This is a genomic window from Uliginosibacterium flavum, from assembly GCF_040566545.1.
GTDB lineage: Bacteria > Pseudomonadota > Gammaproteobacteria > Burkholderiales > Rhodocyclaceae > Uliginosibacterium > Uliginosibacterium flavum.
Genome location: NZ_JBEWZI010000010.1, coordinates 102561 through 119537 on the forward strand (window position 1 = coordinate 102561; position 16977 = coordinate 119537).

A 16977-nucleotide genomic window follows, 5' to 3' on the forward strand; every position below is an offset into this window, starting at 1 on the left:
TCGGCCTCCCCGTTTTCGCTTGTGCTGCAACACAAACGCAGGATGAATTCCGTCGCGCAGCTAAAGAAGATATCCTTGCGCGATAATCTGTTACCGATATCAGAGGGCAGGGGCAGGGCTCTTGACCACAGACGGATTTGATTCATTACAGGAGTACAGAAATGAGCGTAATGCGTAATTCAATCCTCGCCGCCACGCTGGCGATGGGGGGCTTGCTGGCTGCCTGTGGTGGCGGCAAATTGACGGAAGAGGCGGCGGTAAAGACAGCTGCAAAGCCCGCCGTTGCAGCGCCAGCCGTTCAGTGCGCGCCCGGCATCTGGTTCTGTGAGGATTTCCAGAATGGCTCCAGCGCACGCTGGGATATTTTGCCGGCAGGCGGAGCAGCCACCATCGGTGTGGCTGACGGCAAGATTTCGATTCAGAAGGAGGCTGCCAACAGTTTCCTGCAATACGACGCTGGCAAGAGCAAGGGCGTTGTGGCTAGCGTGAGTGACGCGGCATTTGCCTCGGTCGCTGCGAAGAAAAACGCCGACTATTTTGTTGAGGCGCGCATCAAGCCGATCAACAACAGCACCTCGAACAAATTCGTGTGTCTGCTTGGTCGCTATCAGGATGTGAATAACTGGTACGGCGGCTGCCTGAATGTGCAGAACAGCGCCAGCGCCAAGGTGGAGTTCCACAAGGCGAATGGCGGCAAGTGGCTGCGCGCACGTCAGTTCTCGGCGCGTACGATCCTGAATGATCAGTGGTACAAGCTGCGCATGGAAATGAAGGGCGACACCCTGAATTTCTACATCGACGATGATCTGGCTGGCAGCTTTACCGATGCCACGATTACTGCGCCGGGCAAGATCGGTTTCTGGCTGGATAATCGTTCGTTTGCTGTGGATGACATTGTGGTAGGCGACGCCAACGTGAAGCCGGTGCTGCTTTCGCTCGATCAGCCGGCGGACTGGAATTCCGAAGTTGGCGGCGCGGATCGCGAGATCAGTGTGTCGGCGAGCAAGTCCGATTCCAAGCCCGATGCCTTCAGCGTTGTCTCCAGCGATCCTAAGGTGGTGAGCGTGGCGCAGAACGGCGACAAGGTTGTGTTGCACGCGGTCGGTGCTGGAGCAGCCACGATCAGCTTCACCAGCGGCTCGAATCCCGCGCTGAAGAAGACGCTCAAAGCCAATATTGAACCGGCCTTTGTGCTGGCTTCGACAACTTATCCGAAGCTTGCAAAGAAAACCCAGCCGGCTGCCGGCAGCAAGGCGGCATATGCGGATGGCGAACTGGCTTTGAGCTTTGATGTGGCCCCGCTGCTCAGTGGCAAGGGTTCGTTGCGGATCTTCAGTGCCAAGGATGACAAGCTGGTCGATGTGATCAAGCCCAAGGGTGAGAGCAACACTTACGGCCCGACGCCGGATGGCTTCTACCGTGGTGTGAACATGCCGCTGATGCGTGTGGCCGGCAAGCAGCTGATCGTGCGTCCGCACGTAGGCAAGCTGGCCTATGCCACGACGTATTACGTGGCCGTGTCGGAAAACCTGCTGCAGGATGGCAAGCTCGCCGGCAAACCTTTCACCGGCCTTGGCAAGAAGGCGGGCTGGAGCTTCACCACGAAGAAGGCGCCGGCCAAGGCGCTCGCTGCACTGACCGTGGATGACGACGGCAGCAAGGCGGATTTCCGCAGCGTGCAGGGCGCGCTCGACTACGCCATGCAGTTGCCGAAGGACGCACCGGTGACGATCAAGGTGAAGAACGGCACTTACGAGGAACTCCTGTTCCTGCGCGCCAAGGATAATGTGACGATTCAGGGTGAGAGCCGTGACGGTGCTGTGATCCAGTTCAATAATTTTGAAGCGCAGAACACAGGCCTTTCCATCGGTGCGAACAAGCCGGCGACGTCTGGAGGCGGGCGTGCCGTGTTTGCGGTGGGGAATGCCGACATGCTGGTGCTGGATCGCCTGACCCTGAAGAACAGCCACCTGAAAACGGCGGGCATCAACGGCCAGGCCGAGACGATCTACTTTGCCGGTGACAAGGAACGTCTGATCGCCAAGAATGCCAACTTCATCAGCCGTCAGGACACGCTGCAGCTCAACGCCTACAGCTGGTTCTACAACACCCTGGTGGCGGGCGATGTGGATTTCATCTGGGGCAGCGCGAAGGCCGCTCTGTTCGAGAACAGCGAGATCCGCACGATTGTCGATTCGACTGACGCCGCCAAGGGTGGCTACATCCTGCAGGCGCGCGTGGCCAAGGCTGAGGACAAGGGTTACGTCTTCCTCAACAGCCGCATCACCCGCGAAGACGGCGTGCCGGATGGTGCCACGGTGCTGGCTCGCAGCGGTGGCAGCCCGTCCTTCTTTGACAATGTGGTGTTTGTGAACAGCAAGATGGACAAGCACATCGCCCCTGAAGGCTGGTGGACCAGCCCGACGCCGAACCCGGCCAAGGCCACGCTGAACAGCGGCTGGCGCGAATTCGGCAGCACGCGTCTGGACGGCTCGGCACTGGATGTGGGCGCCCGCGTTGCGGCTGCACGTACGCTGACGGCGGCGGAAGCTGCGCCCTACCTGTCGCGTGAGCAGGTGTTCTCGACGATTGGATGGAATCCGCAGCCTTGAGCCATTGACGCTCAGTCGTAAGCCGGGCTTGCCCGGTTTGCGGCCGAGCTGTCGGCTCAGTTAAATACGGTAAAAAGCAGCCAGAAACGCGCTGTTGCGCTTTGTCGGATCGTTACAAGCGGGTATTATGTTCTCGGTAACATTCGTCTTTACGCATCGGCGTGTTACTTTTGTTTCCTGACTGTTCCTGTTCAAGCCCGGCCTTGCGCCGGGCTTTTTTTGTTTACAGGTTTTTCAGATCATGCCTGAAGACCCGCTCCGGTATTGGTTCTGCAGCATGGGTGCCTGCAGAGCAAGGCCGGGAGCGGCTCATGGCGATACATGCTCGCGTGGCTAAATTCAGCCCAGCAATTTCTTCAGCGCATACAGCGCTTCCATGGCTTCGCGCGGGCTCATGTTGTCCGGGTCGGTGTCGGCCAGCTGGCTCAAAGCCGGATGGCTGACCTGTGCGGGCTCCGGCTCTGGCAGCGAGGCGAACAGATCATCCTGCGGCCCACTGGCGACTTCGCGGTTCTCCAGCGCCCGCAATCGTCGCTTGGCGTCGCGCACGACAGTGGGCGGAATGCCGGCCAGCGCGGCGACTTCGATACCGTAGCTTTGCGAGGCCGGGCCGTCCTGCACGGCGTGCAGGAAGACGATGCTGTGACCGTGCTCGACGGCGCCCAGATGCACATTGGCGCATTCCGGGTATTCCTGGCCGAGTCGGGTCAGCTCGAAATAGTGGGTGGAAAACAGTGCGTAACTCTGGTTTTTGTCGAGCAGATGACGCGCGATGGAATAGGCCAGCGCCATGCCATCGAAGGTTGAGGTGCCACGGCCGATTTCGTCCATTAGCACGAGGCTTTTGTCGGTCGCGCCATTCAAAATCGCCGCGGCTTCGGTCATCTCGACCATGAAGGTGGAACGGCCGGAAGCCAGATCGTCGGACGCGCCGATGCGCGTGTAGATCGCATCGACCGGGCCGATGCGACAGGCGCTTGCCGGCACGAATGAACCACAGTGGGCCAGCAGCACGATCAGCGCGACCTGACGCATGTAAGTCGATTTACCGCCCATGTTCGGGCCGGTCACCAGCAGCATGCGGCGCGTCGGGGCGAGGCGCGTGTCGTTGCTGATGAAAGCGTCGACCTGGCGTTCTACCACCGGATGGCGGCCGTTGGTGATCTCGATGCCGGGCTCATCGACCAGTTCCGGCGCGCGGTAGTCGAAGCGTGCCGCGGCCTGCGCAAACGCATTCAGGCCATCAAGCAGGGCCACGGCGTGGGCGATTTGCTGCAGGCGCGGCACTTGCGGCGCGAGCTTGGCGACGAGTTCCTCGTAGAGCATCTTCTCGCGCGCCAGCGAACGATCCTGCGCGGAGAGCGCCTTGTCCTCGAAGGCTTTCAGCTCGGGCGTGATGTAGCGCTCGGCATTCTTCATGGTCTGGCGCCGGCGATAATCGTCCGGCACCTTGTCGGTATTGGCGTGGGTGACTTCGATGTAGAAGCCATGCACGCGGTTGAACTCGACCTTGAGCGTACTGATGCCGCTACGCTCGCGCTCGCGCGCTTCCAGCGCCACCAGAAATTCGCCGCAGTTGTTCTGAATGTCGCGTAGCTCATCCAGCTCGGCGTCATAGCCGCGATTGATCACACCACCGTCGCGCACTTGCGTAGCGGGCTCTTCGGCGACAGCCGCCTGCAGCAACAGCAAGGTGTCGACCGGCGTAGCCAGGTCGGCGTGGATGTGGGCGAGCAGGTTTGAATCGGCCTGCGGCAGTGGTGCGCGCACGGCATCCAGCGCTGCCAGACTTTCGCGCAGGGCGGCGAGCTCGCGCGGGCGCACGCTGGTCAGCGCGATGCGTGTGGCGATGCGTTCGATGTCGGCAATCGGGCGCAGCGCGGCGGCGACAGCAGAGAGCGGACCGTCACCGGCATCGCCGAGCAGGGCGCCGACCACGGCGTGGCGTTCGCGACAGGCGCCGCGAGAAGCGAGTGGATGGTGCAGGGCGTGGCGCAGCCAGCGCGAACCCATGCTGGTTTCGGTCAGATCCAGCAGCGAGAGAAGGGTTGGCGCTGGCTCGCCACGCAGGGTTTCGGAGATTTCGAGGTTGCGCCGCGTTTGTGCGTCCATGCGCAGATAGTCGCCCTCGCTTTCGACCTTCAGCCCGGTGATGTGGGCGAGGGTCTGGCGTTGCGTGCTGCGCGCGTAATCGAACAGCGCGCCAGAGGCGGCCAGCGCCACGTTGAGTCCCTCTGCGCCGAAACCGGCCAGATCGTGGGTGCCGAAATGCGTCGTCAGCAATTCTTGTGCGGTTTTTGGATCGAACTGCCAGTCGGCCAGACGGCGGATCGCCGGCACGCGCGCTTCCAGCGCCGGCAGCTTGAGCGATTCCGGGATCAGCGCCTCTGCAGGGCGCAGGCGCTCCAGATGGCTGATCAGGTTTTCGGGATCGGTTTCAACCAGGCGAAAATCGCCGTTGGCCAGATTCAGCCAGGCCAGACCGAGCACGCCGCGATTAAGTTGCACCGCGATCAGCGACGCATCGGCGCGGTCATCCAGCAGCGCCGCATCGGTCAGCGTGCCGGGGGTGACGATACGCGCCACGGCGCGTTCCATCGGGCCCTTGGTCGCGCCCGGCTCGCCGACTTGTTCGGCAATCACCACCGATTCGCCCAGCTTCACGATCTTCGCCAGATAGGGTTCCAGCGCGTGAAATGGAATGCCCGCCATCTTGATCGGGTTGCCGGCCGAGGCGCCGCGCGTGGTCAGGGTGATGTCCAGGATCCGCGCCGCCTTCTCCGCATCCTCGAAAAACAGCTCGTAAAAATCGCCCATGCGATAGAACAACAACGTGTCCGGATGCTGGAGTTTGATGCGCAGATATTGCTGCATCATGGGTGTGTGTTTTTCGATGTCGGCGATCTGCATGCGGCGGGCGGTGAGCTGGTTGGCGCGAGGCCGTATTGTCGCCGAGAGCGGCTGGGCTGTGTGGGGCAATGCGTAGCGTTCTTTACAGCGTTAATCAGTTTCGGCCACAGTGGGCGGGAGCGATCAAAGCCAAGCCAAAAATCCGTCATTCCGGACTTGATCCGGAATCCAGAAGACGGGTGGCGAGGGGCGCTGGATTCCGGATCGAGTCCGGAATGACGTGGATGGCATGCCTGATGAGGCGCACCTGCATTGCCTCTACAGAAGCCATGCCGCAAGAAGTCCGCCTGTACTCCCTATACAGGCATGCCGTTTGAAGACGTCCGCTGCAAGCGGCTCTTCAGGCTATCAATGCATGGCCTCATACAGCGGCAAGGTCAGGAACTCGACGTAATCCTCGGAGAGCGACATGTCTTCGAAGATTTTCGCGGCCTGCTCGTAACTGGCAATACTTTCGCCCTGCGCAGTGACGGCTGCACGCACCTTGGCCAGTTCTTCCGGAATCAGTGTGCGCACCAGTGCGGCATCTACCTTGCGGCCATCGTCCAGTACGCCCTTGGGCGAGCGCACCCATTGCCACACTTGCGAGCGGCTGATCTCGGCGGTGGCCGCGTCTTCCATCAGGTTGTGGATCGGCACACAGCCATTTCCGGCCAGCCAGGCGCCCAGATAGTGGATGCCGACGTTGATGTTGTTGCGCAGGCCGGCTTCGGTGATCGGTTGCTCGGGCTGGAAGTTCAGCAGATCGGCCGCGCCATACACATCATCGCGTTGCTTGTCCCACTGGTTCGGCCGATCACCCAGTACCTTGACGAACTCTTCCAGTGCAATCGGCACCAGACCGGGGTGGGCGACCCAGCCGCCGTCGAAGCCGTCGTTGGCATCGCGGGTCTTGTCGGCGCGCACACCGGCCATGGCCTTGTCGTTGGCTTCCGGATCATTTTTGATCGGAATCAGCGCGGCCATGCCGCCAATCGCCGGTGCGCCGCGTTTGTGACAGGCGCGCACCAGCGACAGCGCGTAGGAGCGCATGAAGGGCACGTTCATGGTGATTGCACTGCGGTTGGCGAGGCAGAAATTCTTGTTCATCTTGAATTTCTTGATGCACGAAAAAATGTAATCCCAGCGTCCTGCGTTTAACCCTGCGCTGTGTTCGCGCAGCTCATACAGGATCTCTTCCATCTCAAACGCTGCGAGGATGGTCTCGATCAAAACAGTGGCCTTAATCGTGCCACGCGCAATGCCCAATTCGTCCTGCGCCATGCAGAAGATCTCGTTCCACAGACGCGCCTCCAGATGGCTTTCCATTTTCGGCAGATAGAAGAAAGGCCCGGCGCCACGCGCGATCTGCTCTTTGGCATTGTGGAAGAGGAACAGCGCGAAATCGAAGATGCCGCCGGAGACACGCTGGCCGTCGATCAGCACATGCTTCTCGTCCAGGTGCCAGCCACGCGGGCGCACCTGCAGCGTCGCGACCTGTTCATTCAGGCGATAGTTCTTGCCCGCTTCGTTCGTGTAGCTGATCGTGCGGCGGATCGCCTCGTACAGGTTGATCTGGCCTTGCACCTGGTTGAACCAGTTCGGCGAATTCGAATCCTCGAAGTCCGTCATGTAGGAGTCCGCCCCCGAATTGAAGGCGTTGATGATCATCTTGCGTTCTACCGGCCCGGTGATCTCCGTGCGGCGGCGCTCCAGCGCTTTCGGCAGCGGTGCCACGCGCCAGTCACCTTCGCGAACTTCCTTCGTTTTCGGCAAAAAATCTGGCATCTCACCCGCATCGATGCGCGCCTGCCGCGCTACGCGTGCCGCCAGCAACTCACGTCGACGTGGCTCGAATGCGCGATGCAGCTTCGTGACCAACGCCAGCGCTTCGGGTGTCAGGATGGCTTCAAAACCCGAGTGAATCGGGGCATTGATCTGAATGTGGTCGGGCAGGGCAAAGGACATGAGAGGTCTCCAAGCATCGGGAATGTTGCGATGCAGTGTAGCTCGCCGAAGCGCCGCTGGAAATGCTGGTGTTTGCTACTTGCCTTGAATTTGTCCGCGCAGAAACGAAAACGCCAGAGACGAGCTCTGGCGTTTTGAGGGGTGTGGCGGGTTTAGCGCCAGCACTGATTCAAGGGCAATCCTGCGCTATTGGTTTTGACGCCGGCGTCAGACAGTGTCAGGGTGCCGCAGCGGTCATTGATCTGGCCTCCCATGGGCGTGGCTGTAATGACAAAGGACGTGGCTGTCGCGATCGGGTTCGGCGTCAAAGTGTAAGTTTGCGTGCCGCCATCAGCCGGGCAGCGGGCGGGTGCCGGGAGCGCTCCAACATAGCTGTTGGGAGGCGCGGTGAAGCGGCGTTGTAATGCGTTTGCCGTCGCCAGCATGGTTCCTTCACATTCGACACGGGCACTCCGGCGGACATATTCAGTGTAGTTCGGGTAGGCGATGGCCGCCAGAATCCCGACGATGGCTACCACGATCATTAGTTCGATGAGGGTGAAGCCTTTATGCTTTTTGCTTGTAATCATCTTGATCTCCCCGCGTGGCGGGCTGGTCGGTCAATTAAATCTCCCGCGCAGCTTCGGGCTGCACGGGATGTTCCGGGTTAGCGAACTTTGCGCCAGGTCTGGCGACCGAATTCGCCATACAAGTTGGTTTTAACGGGTTTGTTTTCGTTTGTCATGAGGTGACCCGTAGAGCCGTCTCGGACCAGAGCTGGTGTTCTGGCGAGTCCGCTTAGCGTGACGGCGTTACCCCGATCACTGGCGTCAAATTTTCCGTCATTGTTTAGATCAAACACGCTGTAAGGCGTCTCGCCGCCGGTCAATAGATTCAATTCCCAGAGCCAGCTGGTGCCGCCGAAGCCGCATACGTCTTCATTCGGGATAACGGAAGTAAAAATGATGCGGTCATCCAGTAGAAGCATGTTCGAGATTACCCGTTCGCCGGTGTTGGTGGTGCCCAGGCGGAGGTTGACGTAATAGCCTTTCTTGGTAGTGTCGGTATTTTTCGAAAGGATGCGGACGGTGCTGCCGGTAAAGGTTTGCTGCAGCAACTCGCTCAGCGTGACCTTGGCTGTCGATACGGTGGTGCAAGCAGCGGCTGTATTGAACCCGCACTCGTCACGGACGCCGTAAAAAGTCTGCATGTCAATATTGCTCTGGTCGCCGGCCTCAAAGAATTTCCCAGTGCCGAACATGATCAGAGTGCCTCCTTGCGGGTGGCGTGCCAACTCTGGTTTGATCGTAATGGACTGTCTGTGCGTGCCCGTGACGTCGGTCGTGATCGGTGTCTGGAACAGGGGCTTGCCACCGAAGGATACGGCCCAATTGTCCGGATTGCTGTCGGAAAGGTTGAACTTCCAGAGGTTACCCTGCAAATCGCCGGCATATACCAGATCGCCGCTGCCGTCGCCATCCAGATCGCTGATGGCCGGGGCTGACAGGCCGTTGGCAAGGGTCAGATCACGCGAAGTAACGTCCAGTTTTTTGATCAGCGCACCTGTTTCAAGATCCAGAACAAACAGGCTGGCGTTCTGCGCCGTGCTGTTGTAACCATTGCCGAACACTGCCGCCCACTTGCCATTTGCAAGGTGAACAACCGCGGCTTTGCTCATGGTGTTGCCCATCGCAGCATTGTTGATATCGCTGAATTCCCACATAACGGTAGGGCTGCTGGGGGTGGTGACGTCAATGGCGAAATAGGCCTTGCCACCAGCGCCGGTCGAGCCGACAAGAATAGTCTTCCAGCGGCCATTCAGGTAAGCGTGACTGACTGTGGTCGGGCCATCCACAAAGTACTTGTGCGCGAAGTCAGTGGATTTGGCCAGATAAGGCAGATTGCCTATCACGCTATTGGGGATGAAAGCAAAAAGTTCATCCAGTGCGTCACCGGCTGCTTTTGATCCGTTGAAAGCATGCAGCATGCCGTCGTTGGCGCCGACATACAGGGTGGGTATCTGCGCTGCAACGAATGCGTCGTATGAGGAACGTGCTGCTGTGCTCAAGCCCAGGGCGTATTTGTAGCCGAGGTTCATTTTGCGAGCATAGGCCGGGTCAGAATTGATGATGTCGCCAATGACGCCATCCCGGTTGCGTAGAGTTCCCCCAATATTGGATAGCTCCTTGCTACGGTCGCCACGCACGTAATTCACGATGTCGCCGACGGTTGTGCTGCCCAAGCTCGCGCCGCTAATGCCGCTGGTGATGGCTGCGGTTTGAGTGGGCGACAGATTGGTTTCGACGAAGGTCACGGCTGCGGCGGGTATAGTCGATGCACCGCTGGTGTAGCTGGGCCGCCAAGTGTAAATCGTCCGCCCGGCCGGTGATGGTACGCCAGCGGAGGCTTTGGCCAGTTCCGTTAGGGCTTGGGTGCTAGGGTCAATTTTGTAAGCCACCACATCGCCACTCCACTTGTTGCTGTTGAACGTGGCCTGATACAAAACGGTGTCTGCTGAGAGTGTTCCCGAGTTAACCGCTGCCGCTGCAGCAGAGACTTGGCGTGCAGCAATTGACGAGAGGGTGTCACCCAAAGCATTGGCAAACTCAGTCGGATTCTTGGCGCTAAAGAAGCCTCCGTGACCATTTACACCAGCATGGAGTAGATCGTCGATGTTGTTTTCCGAATCTGCAGCCGGAGCCGGCCAACTAGTTGGGTAACCAAAGTCGGCGTCGCCGGTTTTGGCTGTGATCGAATTGAAGGCCCGCTCTTTATTTACAGTGCTTGAAAATCCCAAGCCGATGGTAAATGTTGTCATGTGTTGCCAGAACGCATTATCAATAGAGGTCAGGCCGACAGGGACGTTGTTCGCCAAGTCTGTGCGGATATCCCGTTTCCAATAGTACATGGCGACGTCCGCGAGCGTGTCGCTACGGGTCGCGCTCGCAGCGTCTTTAAATGGAGCTGATGGTGTGTATGTGTAGGGCGAAAGGCTTGAACCTGCTGCTGGAGCAATGGTCGAGCCGGCAGTGCCGTCGTTGTCATTTTTGGCGTTGCCGACTGCGCTGCCACCATTCCAGTAGCCATCTGTCATTAGAATGGTATAGCTTTGGCGGCAAGAGACCGGGTTTCCGTTTGCGGTATCCCAAGGCTTGCTACTCCATGGCGCTGTCTGGGTTTCGTAATACTTTCCCGCATTCTCAAGTGCTGGGCGCAAGGGCGTGCTGCCGCTTGTTGACTTGGCAAACAGCCAGTTGAAAAACTGGCTGCGGGAGGTGCTTGTGGTAGTGGGGACTCCATCTTTGAAGGGGAGTACGCCTCTGGCAACCATGCCACTGGTGTTGATGGAGCCGTAGCCCAGATAAAGGGCGCTGGTTGCTTGTGCGAAAGCCCGACTGACGCCTGTTTTGGCTGTCAAGAGGCGCATGCGGTAATACGAAAACCAGTTGGCAAAGTTTTCCTGTTCGCCAGCGGCTACATTTACCCGGGTGTAGCAACTGTCATTTGGGATGGGAGGCGATACTGCATTGTCGATTGTGCAGCCGGTGTTGCTTGCGTTGAATACGTGGTAGTACGCCGCCTTGGCAGTGGAGTCGAGGTAGTTACATTTTGTTCCGGGAGTCGTGTAGGTTCCCGGGCTAAATAATGCTTTGTAATTATTCAGATTTGTCGTTCCGTCGCTTGTCTTGAAGCCGTTTGTCCAGGCTGCGGCAAAGTTTGAATTGGCCATTGTTGATCCGTCTGCATTCATCGGAGGCAGATAGGTGACCGCCGGGTCGTAGTAGAGCGTGTTGTACTGGGCCGAAGTCAAGCGGCGCGGCATTGCGTTCTCTCCGAGACAGTTTGAACCAGAGTTGTTCGGGTTTGTGAGAGCGTACTTGCCGATAATTTCTGGCATGAATGCGAAATTCATGGAGCCTGAATCATCCAGGACGAACAGTACGTTCGGGTCTGTGCCGCCGAGGAACAGCGGTTTCTGAGCGATGTTGAGTGCTGGCGGCACTGCTGTAGCGACGGGCGATGCCGCGAGCAGCAACGCGGCTAGGCTGGCGAGCGTGCACAGAAGCTGCGGCGTACGTTGGCGCGCGGGGAATTGGGATGGCGTGTTCATGATGGACCTCATTCTGGGATATCACGGCGGTAGGATGTTTGCAGGACGACAGGGGCGTTGCCGCTACCTCCGGTGCTGAAAGCCGTCAGCAGGAAAGCTTCTTTTGTTAAGGGCGTACCGGGTTGCAGGGGAAGAATCGGTTGTTTTTCGATGCGGTACAGGGGCAGGGCTTTCACCAGGTTGATGGCGCCTGCGTTAAAGGTAATGGTGCTGACGGCGCGTGCATTGGCCGTTGTCCAGTTGGCGGGGATGCTGGATTCGGGGCTGGTGCCGGGGTCAGCATAGTAAGCCCCGATCAGGGTGGCCTCGGTGCGGTTTTTTACGAAAGATTCTGCCTCACGTAGAGCTGCTTCTGCTGCCTGCAGGGAGGCGTTGCTGTCGAGAATGTAGCCGGTCATGCGCTCCTCTTGCGTGGAGGTCTGGATCGCGGATACACCGATCATCGTCAGTACCAGCAGGAATACGAGCCCAACGATCAGGGCGGCGCCTTGCTGCGATTGTTTGCGTTTGGCTTGAACTGGTTTCATGATGATTTTGCGTGAGCCGGTTGAGTCATTCGACGTGGTCGCGATTGCGCAGCGAGATCGTGGTGCCGATGCTGGTGCGCAGCTTGCGGTCTGTGGCGGCAGGCACTACGTTGGCGCCATTGAAGGTGTAAGTCTGCGGAGCGTCCAAGGCGCCGTTCTCGATGCTGGCGACAAGTAGTTCGAGGCGCATGGAGCGGACCATTGGCCATTGTGCGGTGGTCATGGCGCCCGCGCTTACGTAGCGGTCGACCTGGCCCAAACCTATTGTGTCTAGGCCGTAACTGATGCGTAAATCTTCAACGCCTTCAGCTATTTCATCTTCGTTCCCTGTTGCCAGTCCCGTCGATGTGGCTTGACGGAATAGCGCGAAGACCGGTTGGCCGGTTTTGTTGAGACGCCCGGTGTTTTTGACATAGTAGGCTTGTTCGATCAGGCGGACGGCCTTGCTTCCTAGAGTGGCACCGTAGCGACCTTGAAATTCCGGGCTGGTGTTGCCGACGCCGGCTGATCCGACGGCATGGGAGAGCGTGACCGTTGTGGTTGTTTCAACCACGTTGGTGACGCGGAAAATGTCCATCTTTGTGCAGTCGGCAACCGCGACAATTTGACCGTCCACGAACTTTGGTGTATTGGGGGTCTTCTTCAAGACGATGGGGTCAGTTTTTAGCGCCATGTCGCCATTGAATTCGACCACGCTTTCAGACAGGTGTCGGGCGATGAAAACATCGCTGCCCACTACCCCTTGTGTGCCTACGATCGCCCCGACTATTGGGGCGCCAACCGTATAGGTGTAGCCACGCAATACGTTGCTATCGTCGAACAGGTCGAGAGTACCCAGTTCCGTGACGACTGATTGCGGAGTTATATTCTGGATGGCGCCGCAGCCGGAGTAGCTGGCCATGCGTATGTCACTGGCGATTGCCTCAAGACCGAAGCGTCCGTTTTCCTGCACGCGGGCCAGCGCATCACTGGTGCGAAATGTCTTGCTGCTGCCCTGGAATACATACAGCACACCGGCGACGATGATGAGCCCGAGGATCATTGCGATCATCAGTTCGATGAGCGTCATGCCTGTTTGGCGCGGAGGAGAGGGTAAATGTTTGATCATGATGAGCGGACGTCCGTTAAGGGCGAGCGAGATAAACGAAGTCTTGCAGGGTGCGCCCGGAGTTGATGTCGCCTGCGTCACTCCAGCGGATGGTGACTCTGTATTTGCCTTCGGCATCCGGTCCCGCAGCTTCTCCTTGGGCGGTGGCACCGAGCAGGCCGGTAATACGGTTTTTCCAGTTTCTCAGATCCTGTTCATGAACGGTCGCCCCGCCGGGAGGGGCGGCTGTAAAGGCCGTGGCGTATTGTCCGATCGCTGCTGCGTCACGGTTGGCGCGCATGCAGTCAAAAATATCGCTGGCCAGGATGGTCGCCTGGGTGCGCATCTGGGAGCTCTGGTTGAACCGTAGTGAGGTCATCTGCAGCGCCGCCAAGCCGAGTAAGCCAAGTGACAGTACGACCATGGCCACCAAGACTTCGATCAGTGAGAAGCCGAGATGAGCGCGTCTTTTGAATTTGTGCGGATGTGTTTGCATGGCGAGGCTCGGTTCAGGGGCAAAGGGTTCGAGTGATTCGGCTACTGCCATTGAGTGCGACAGTCAATGTGCGCTGGCGGTCTGCGCCAACACCACAGTCTTTAGGGGTCAGGACGAAGCTGACGGGCAGGGTTACTTCCCCCATACCCTGTTTGAATACAATGGCTGCTGCAGGGCTGGCGGTGAGACGTTCGAGGGGCTCATGCTGGAGGATGGTAACGGCTACGCCATTGGTACCTGTGGTTGTGACAATCCAGCCGCTGGCAAAGCTGACGCCGTTGGCGGGAGCAAAAGTCACATCTCCGTGCATGGCTTTGCTTCTGGCGGTCATGAGCGAACCGAGCAGGGTGTTGGCCTCGGAGGTCGTCTGCTGATTCTGGATGAAATCCTTGAAGCTGGGGACCGCGATCGCCATCAGGATGGCGCCAACCGCGATCGTGATCATCAGTTCAATGAGAGTGAAGCCGCTGAGTTTTTTCATGATTGCAGCCTGATTGATAAATTTGCCAAATTCAACAATTTCGCGATGAGAGGAAATCCTGTAGGGACGGGTGGACGGATTGTTTGAGTGAGTGTGAAATACGTCACGCTTGTGGCTAACGACAGACGCTGCGCATTGCTTGAACGCTTTGCCTGTTGAGGTATTCCAATTGTTCGCATACAATGCGCGTCCTTCGCTGCTGTAGCTCAGTTGGTAGAGCAACTGATTCGTAATCAGTAGGTCACCAGTTCGATTCCGGTCAGCAGCACCAGTTTGGGAAAAGGGTTGTGTCTTCGACACAGCCCTTTTTTCTTGTCTGTCGCTCAGCCAATCCTGGCTGGTGCTGCGTTGTAGAATCGTCATTTCTTTCTCCGCTCAGGCCATCGTGACTTCCGATTTACAGCCCTCAGCCGAACCTTCTTGTTTCCATTGTGGTCAGCCTGTGCCGCCGGGGCTAGGGCTGTTTGTGCCAGTGGACGGTCAGCCGCGACAGATGTGCTGCCTTGGGTGTCAGGCGGTATGCGAGGCGATCCTAGCGAACGGTTTGACCGATTATTACAGTCACCGTTCCGCCTTGCCCGAGGCTGCGGAAGTGGCTTTGCCACAGGCTTTGGCGGATTTGGGTTTGTTCGATCACCCGGACTTTCAGCAGGGTTTTGTGCGGCCTCTGGAAGGTGATGAGCGTGAGGCGGATCTGATTCTGGAAGGCATCACGTGCGCAGCATGTGTGTGGCTGAATGAACGCCATCTGATGCAGTTGCCAGGCGTGACGGCAGTGCAGGTTAACTATGCGACGCGACGTGCGCGCATCCGTTGGCATGCGGACGAAATCCAGCTTTCGGCGATTTTGATGGCGGTGACGTCCATCGGTTATCGCGCCCATCCTTACGACCCCTTGCGTTCCGAAGAGCTGGCTCAGCGCGAGCGGCGTGCTGCCTTGTGGCGTCTGTTCGTGGCAGGCTTCGGGATGATGCAGGTGATGATGTATGCGCTGCCTGTATACATAAGCGACGGCGACATGAGTGCCAGTGTGTTGTCCCTGATGCACTGGGCGAGCCTCTTGCTGACCCTGCCGGTGGTGTTCTATTCGGCGGCACCCTTCTTTCAGCGCGCCTGGCGGGATTTGCGTTTGCGCCGGGCGGGAATGGATGTGCCGGTGGCGTTGGGCGTGGGTTTTGCGTTTGCGGCGAGTGTGTGGGCGACGCTGATGGCCTCGGGCGAGGTGTATTTTGATTCTGTGTCGATGTTCGTGTTTTTTCTGCTCGGAGGCCGTTATCTGGAGCTGCTGGCGCGCCAGCGTGCCACGCGCGGGGCCGAGACGCTGGGACGCCTGCTGCCGAGTTTTGCGCGGCGCCTGAGTGCGGATGGTCTGGTTGAGGAGCGAGTGCCCGCTAGCCAGCTGGTGGCGGGAGATCGTGTGCTGATCCGGCCGGGCGAGACGATTGTGGTGGATGGCCTGGTGCTGGCTGGGCGCAGTGAGGTGAATGAGGCCTGGCTGACGGGTGAGAGCGCGCTGGTGGCCAAAGTGGTTGGCGATGCGGTGCTGGGTGGCAGTCTGAATGGTGCTGGTGCGCTGGAGGTGGAGGCGTGCCAGGTGGGCGAGGCGACCCGGCTGGCGACGATTCGACGTTTGATGGAGCGTGCGGCGGCTGAACGACCGAGAATCGTGGAGCAGGCGGATCGGGTGGCGGGCGTGTTTACGCTGGTCTTGCTCGGGCTGGCTGTGCTAGCCGGGGTGTATTGGTGGCAGGTCGATGCGGTGCGGGCCATGCCGATATTTGTGGCGGTGCTGGTGGTGAGTTGTCCGTGCGCTTTGTCGCTGGCAACGCCGGTGGCGCTAACCGTGGCGACGGACGCGTTTGCTCAAGCCGGTTTATTGGTGACGCGCGGGCATGCCATCGAAACGCTGGCGCATGCCAGCCACTTTGTGTTTGACAAGACAGGTACCTTGACGACAGGCGTACTGCGTGTGGAAGAGGTGGTTTGTGCGGAGGGCGTGGAGCCGGCACAGGCCTTGGCCCTGGCGGCGGCGTTGGAGACGCATTCCGAACACGCGATCGCGCGCGCCATCGTGGTGGCTGCCGGTAGTAGTATTCACGCCGCGAGTGATGTGGAGATCCGCATCGGGCAAGGCGTTGCGGGCAAGGTGGCTGGAGAGCCGCATGTGCTGGGCCGCTACGAGCATGTTGCTCCGTGTGCCGCGTCTGCATTGCCTCTTCAGCTGGTGTTTGCTGGTGATCGGACGGTGGTGTATCTGGCGCGGCGGGGGCAATGGCTGGCGGCGCTGGTGCTGGGCGACAGCTTGCGTCCTGAGGCCGCTGGTCTGGTGGCCGGGTTGCGGGATGCTGGCTGTGGAGTCAGTATCTTAAGTGGTGACGCGGCGCCGGTCGTGGCTGCGGTGGCGAGTGTGCTTGGGGTTGCGGATGCCCGGGCCGGACTGACGCCCGAGGGCAAGCACGCGGCTCTACGCGAATTGCAGGCCAGCAGCGCGATCGTGGCGATGGTCGGCGACGGGATCAATGATGCGCCGGTACTGGCGCAGGCGCATGTGTCGATTGCAATGGCGGGCGGCACGGATCTGGCGCGCAACCAGGCGGATATTGTGTTGCTGAATGATGCGCTGGATCGCTTGCTGCTCGGCCGCCGTCTGGCACGCAAGACTTTGGCGGTGATTCGCGAGAATCTGGCTTGGGCTCTGGCTTATAACCTGCTGGCAATCCCGGCGGCGATGGCGGGCTGGGTGACGCCGTGGATTGCGGGGCTTGGCATGGGTGCAAGCTCCTTGCTGGTGGTGTTGAATGCACTGCGAATTGCGCGCGTAAAATAA

General features: G+C 59.2%; 10 protein-coding genes and 1 tRNA gene. 3 read left to right on the forward strand and 8 right to left on the reverse strand.

All coding sequences use genetic code 11. From position 1 onward, the window contains the following. Positions 1 to 161 precede the first annotated feature (161 nt). Positions 162 to 2612, forward strand: a complete 2451-nt coding sequence (locus tag ABXR19_RS10950) for a pectinesterase family protein (RefSeq protein WP_354601165.1) — start codon at positions 162 to 164, stop codon at positions 2610 to 2612. Between the two features lie 339 nt (positions 2613 to 2951). On the opposite strand, the gene mutS is transcribed toward ABXR19_RS10950, so the two are convergent. The 8 genes from mutS to ABXR19_RS10990 all read right to left on the reverse strand — a co-directional run bounded on the left by mutS (position 2952) and on the right by ABXR19_RS10990 (position 14150). Beyond that, a complete protein-coding gene (gene mutS / locus ABXR19_RS10955) occupies positions 2952 to 5522 on the reverse strand; it encodes a DNA mismatch repair protein MutS (RefSeq protein WP_354601215.1) in 2571 nt (856 codons plus the stop codon). A 348-nt stretch (positions 5523 to 5870) separates the two neighbouring features. Continuing rightward, positions 5871 to 7469: a malate synthase A gene (aceB, locus tag ABXR19_RS10960; RefSeq protein ID WP_354601166.1), complete on the reverse strand. Its 1599-nt coding sequence runs from the start codon at positions 7467 to 7469 to the stop codon at positions 5871 to 5873. A gap of 152 nt (positions 7470 to 7621) precedes the next feature. After that, the gene (locus ABXR19_RS10965) at positions 7622 to 8038 is read right to left on the reverse strand and encodes a type IV pilin protein (RefSeq protein ID WP_354601167.1); all 417 of its coding nucleotides are present in this window, start codon (positions 8036 to 8038) and stop codon (positions 7622 to 7624) included. Between the two features lie 77 nt (positions 8039 to 8115). Beyond that, a complete protein-coding gene (locus tag ABXR19_RS10970; RefSeq protein WP_354601168.1) occupies positions 8116 to 11559 on the reverse strand; it encodes a pilus assembly protein in 3444 nt (1147 codons plus the stop codon). A gap of 8 nt (positions 11560 to 11567) precedes the next feature. Further along, on the reverse strand, positions 11568 to 12086 hold the full coding sequence (locus tag ABXR19_RS10975; RefSeq protein WP_354601169.1) for a pilus assembly PilX family protein: 519 nt from the start codon (positions 12084 to 12086) through the stop codon (positions 11568 to 11570). A 25-nt stretch (positions 12087 to 12111) separates the two neighbouring features. Further along, the gene (locus ABXR19_RS10980) at positions 12112 to 13311 is read right to left on the reverse strand and encodes a PilW family protein (RefSeq protein WP_354601170.1); all 1200 of its coding nucleotides are present in this window, start codon (positions 13309 to 13311) and stop codon (positions 12112 to 12114) included. Continuing rightward, positions 13211 to 13669, reverse strand: coding sequence for a type IV pilus modification protein PilV (pilV, locus tag ABXR19_RS10985; protein WP_354601171.1), 459 nt, complete (start codon positions 13667 to 13669; stop codon positions 13211 to 13213). The genes ABXR19_RS10980 and pilV overlap by 101 nt, the downstream gene beginning before the upstream one ends. A 13-nt stretch (positions 13670 to 13682) precedes the next feature. Continuing rightward, complete coding sequence (locus ABXR19_RS10990) at positions 13683 to 14150, reverse strand: GspH/FimT family pseudopilin (protein ID WP_354601172.1); 468 nt, start codon at positions 14148 to 14150, stop codon at positions 13683 to 13685. 195 nt (positions 14151 to 14345) lie between these two features. Here ABXR19_RS10990 and ABXR19_RS10995 point away from each other — a divergent pair. After that, positions 14346 to 14421, forward strand: a tRNA-Thr gene (locus ABXR19_RS10995). 114 nt (positions 14422 to 14535) lie between these two features. Continuing rightward, the gene (locus ABXR19_RS11000) at positions 14536 to 16977 is read left to right on the forward strand and encodes a heavy metal translocating P-type ATPase (RefSeq protein ID WP_354601173.1); all 2442 of its coding nucleotides are present in this window, start codon (positions 14536 to 14538) and stop codon (positions 16975 to 16977) included.

Excerpts from the sequence above, each read along its gene's own strand:
- ABXR19_RS10950 (WP_354601165.1), top strand. The coding sequence starts at position 162 with ATGAGCGTAATGCGTAATTCAATCCTCGCCGCCACGCTGGCGATGGGG.
- mutS (WP_354601215.1), bottom strand. The coding sequence starts at position 5,522 with ATGCAGATCGCCGACATCGAAAAACACACACCCATGATGCAGCAATAT.
- aceB (WP_354601166.1), bottom strand. The coding sequence starts at position 7,469 with ATGTCCTTTGCCCTGCCCGACCACATTCAGATCAATGCCCCGATTCAC.
- ABXR19_RS10965 (WP_354601167.1), bottom strand. The coding sequence starts at position 8,038 with ATGATTACAAGCAAAAAGCATAAAGGCTTCACCCTCATCGAACTAATG.
- ABXR19_RS10970 (WP_354601168.1), bottom strand. The coding sequence starts at position 11,559 with ATGAACACGCCATCCCAATTCCCCGCGCGCCAACGTACGCCGCAGCTT.
- ABXR19_RS10975 (WP_354601169.1), bottom strand. The coding sequence starts at position 12,086 with ATGAAACCAGTTCAAGCCAAACGCAAACAATCGCAGCAAGGCGCCGCC.
- ABXR19_RS10980 (WP_354601170.1), bottom strand. The coding sequence starts at position 13,311 with ATGCCGAAGGCAAATACAGAGTCACCATCCGCTGGAGTGACGCAGGCG.
- pilV (WP_354601171.1), bottom strand. The coding sequence starts at position 13,669 with ATGCAAACACATCCGCACAAATTCAAAAGACGCGCTCATCTCGGCTTC.
- ABXR19_RS10990 (WP_354601172.1), bottom strand. The coding sequence starts at position 14,150 with ATGAAAAAACTCAGCGGCTTCACTCTCATTGAACTGATGATCACGATC.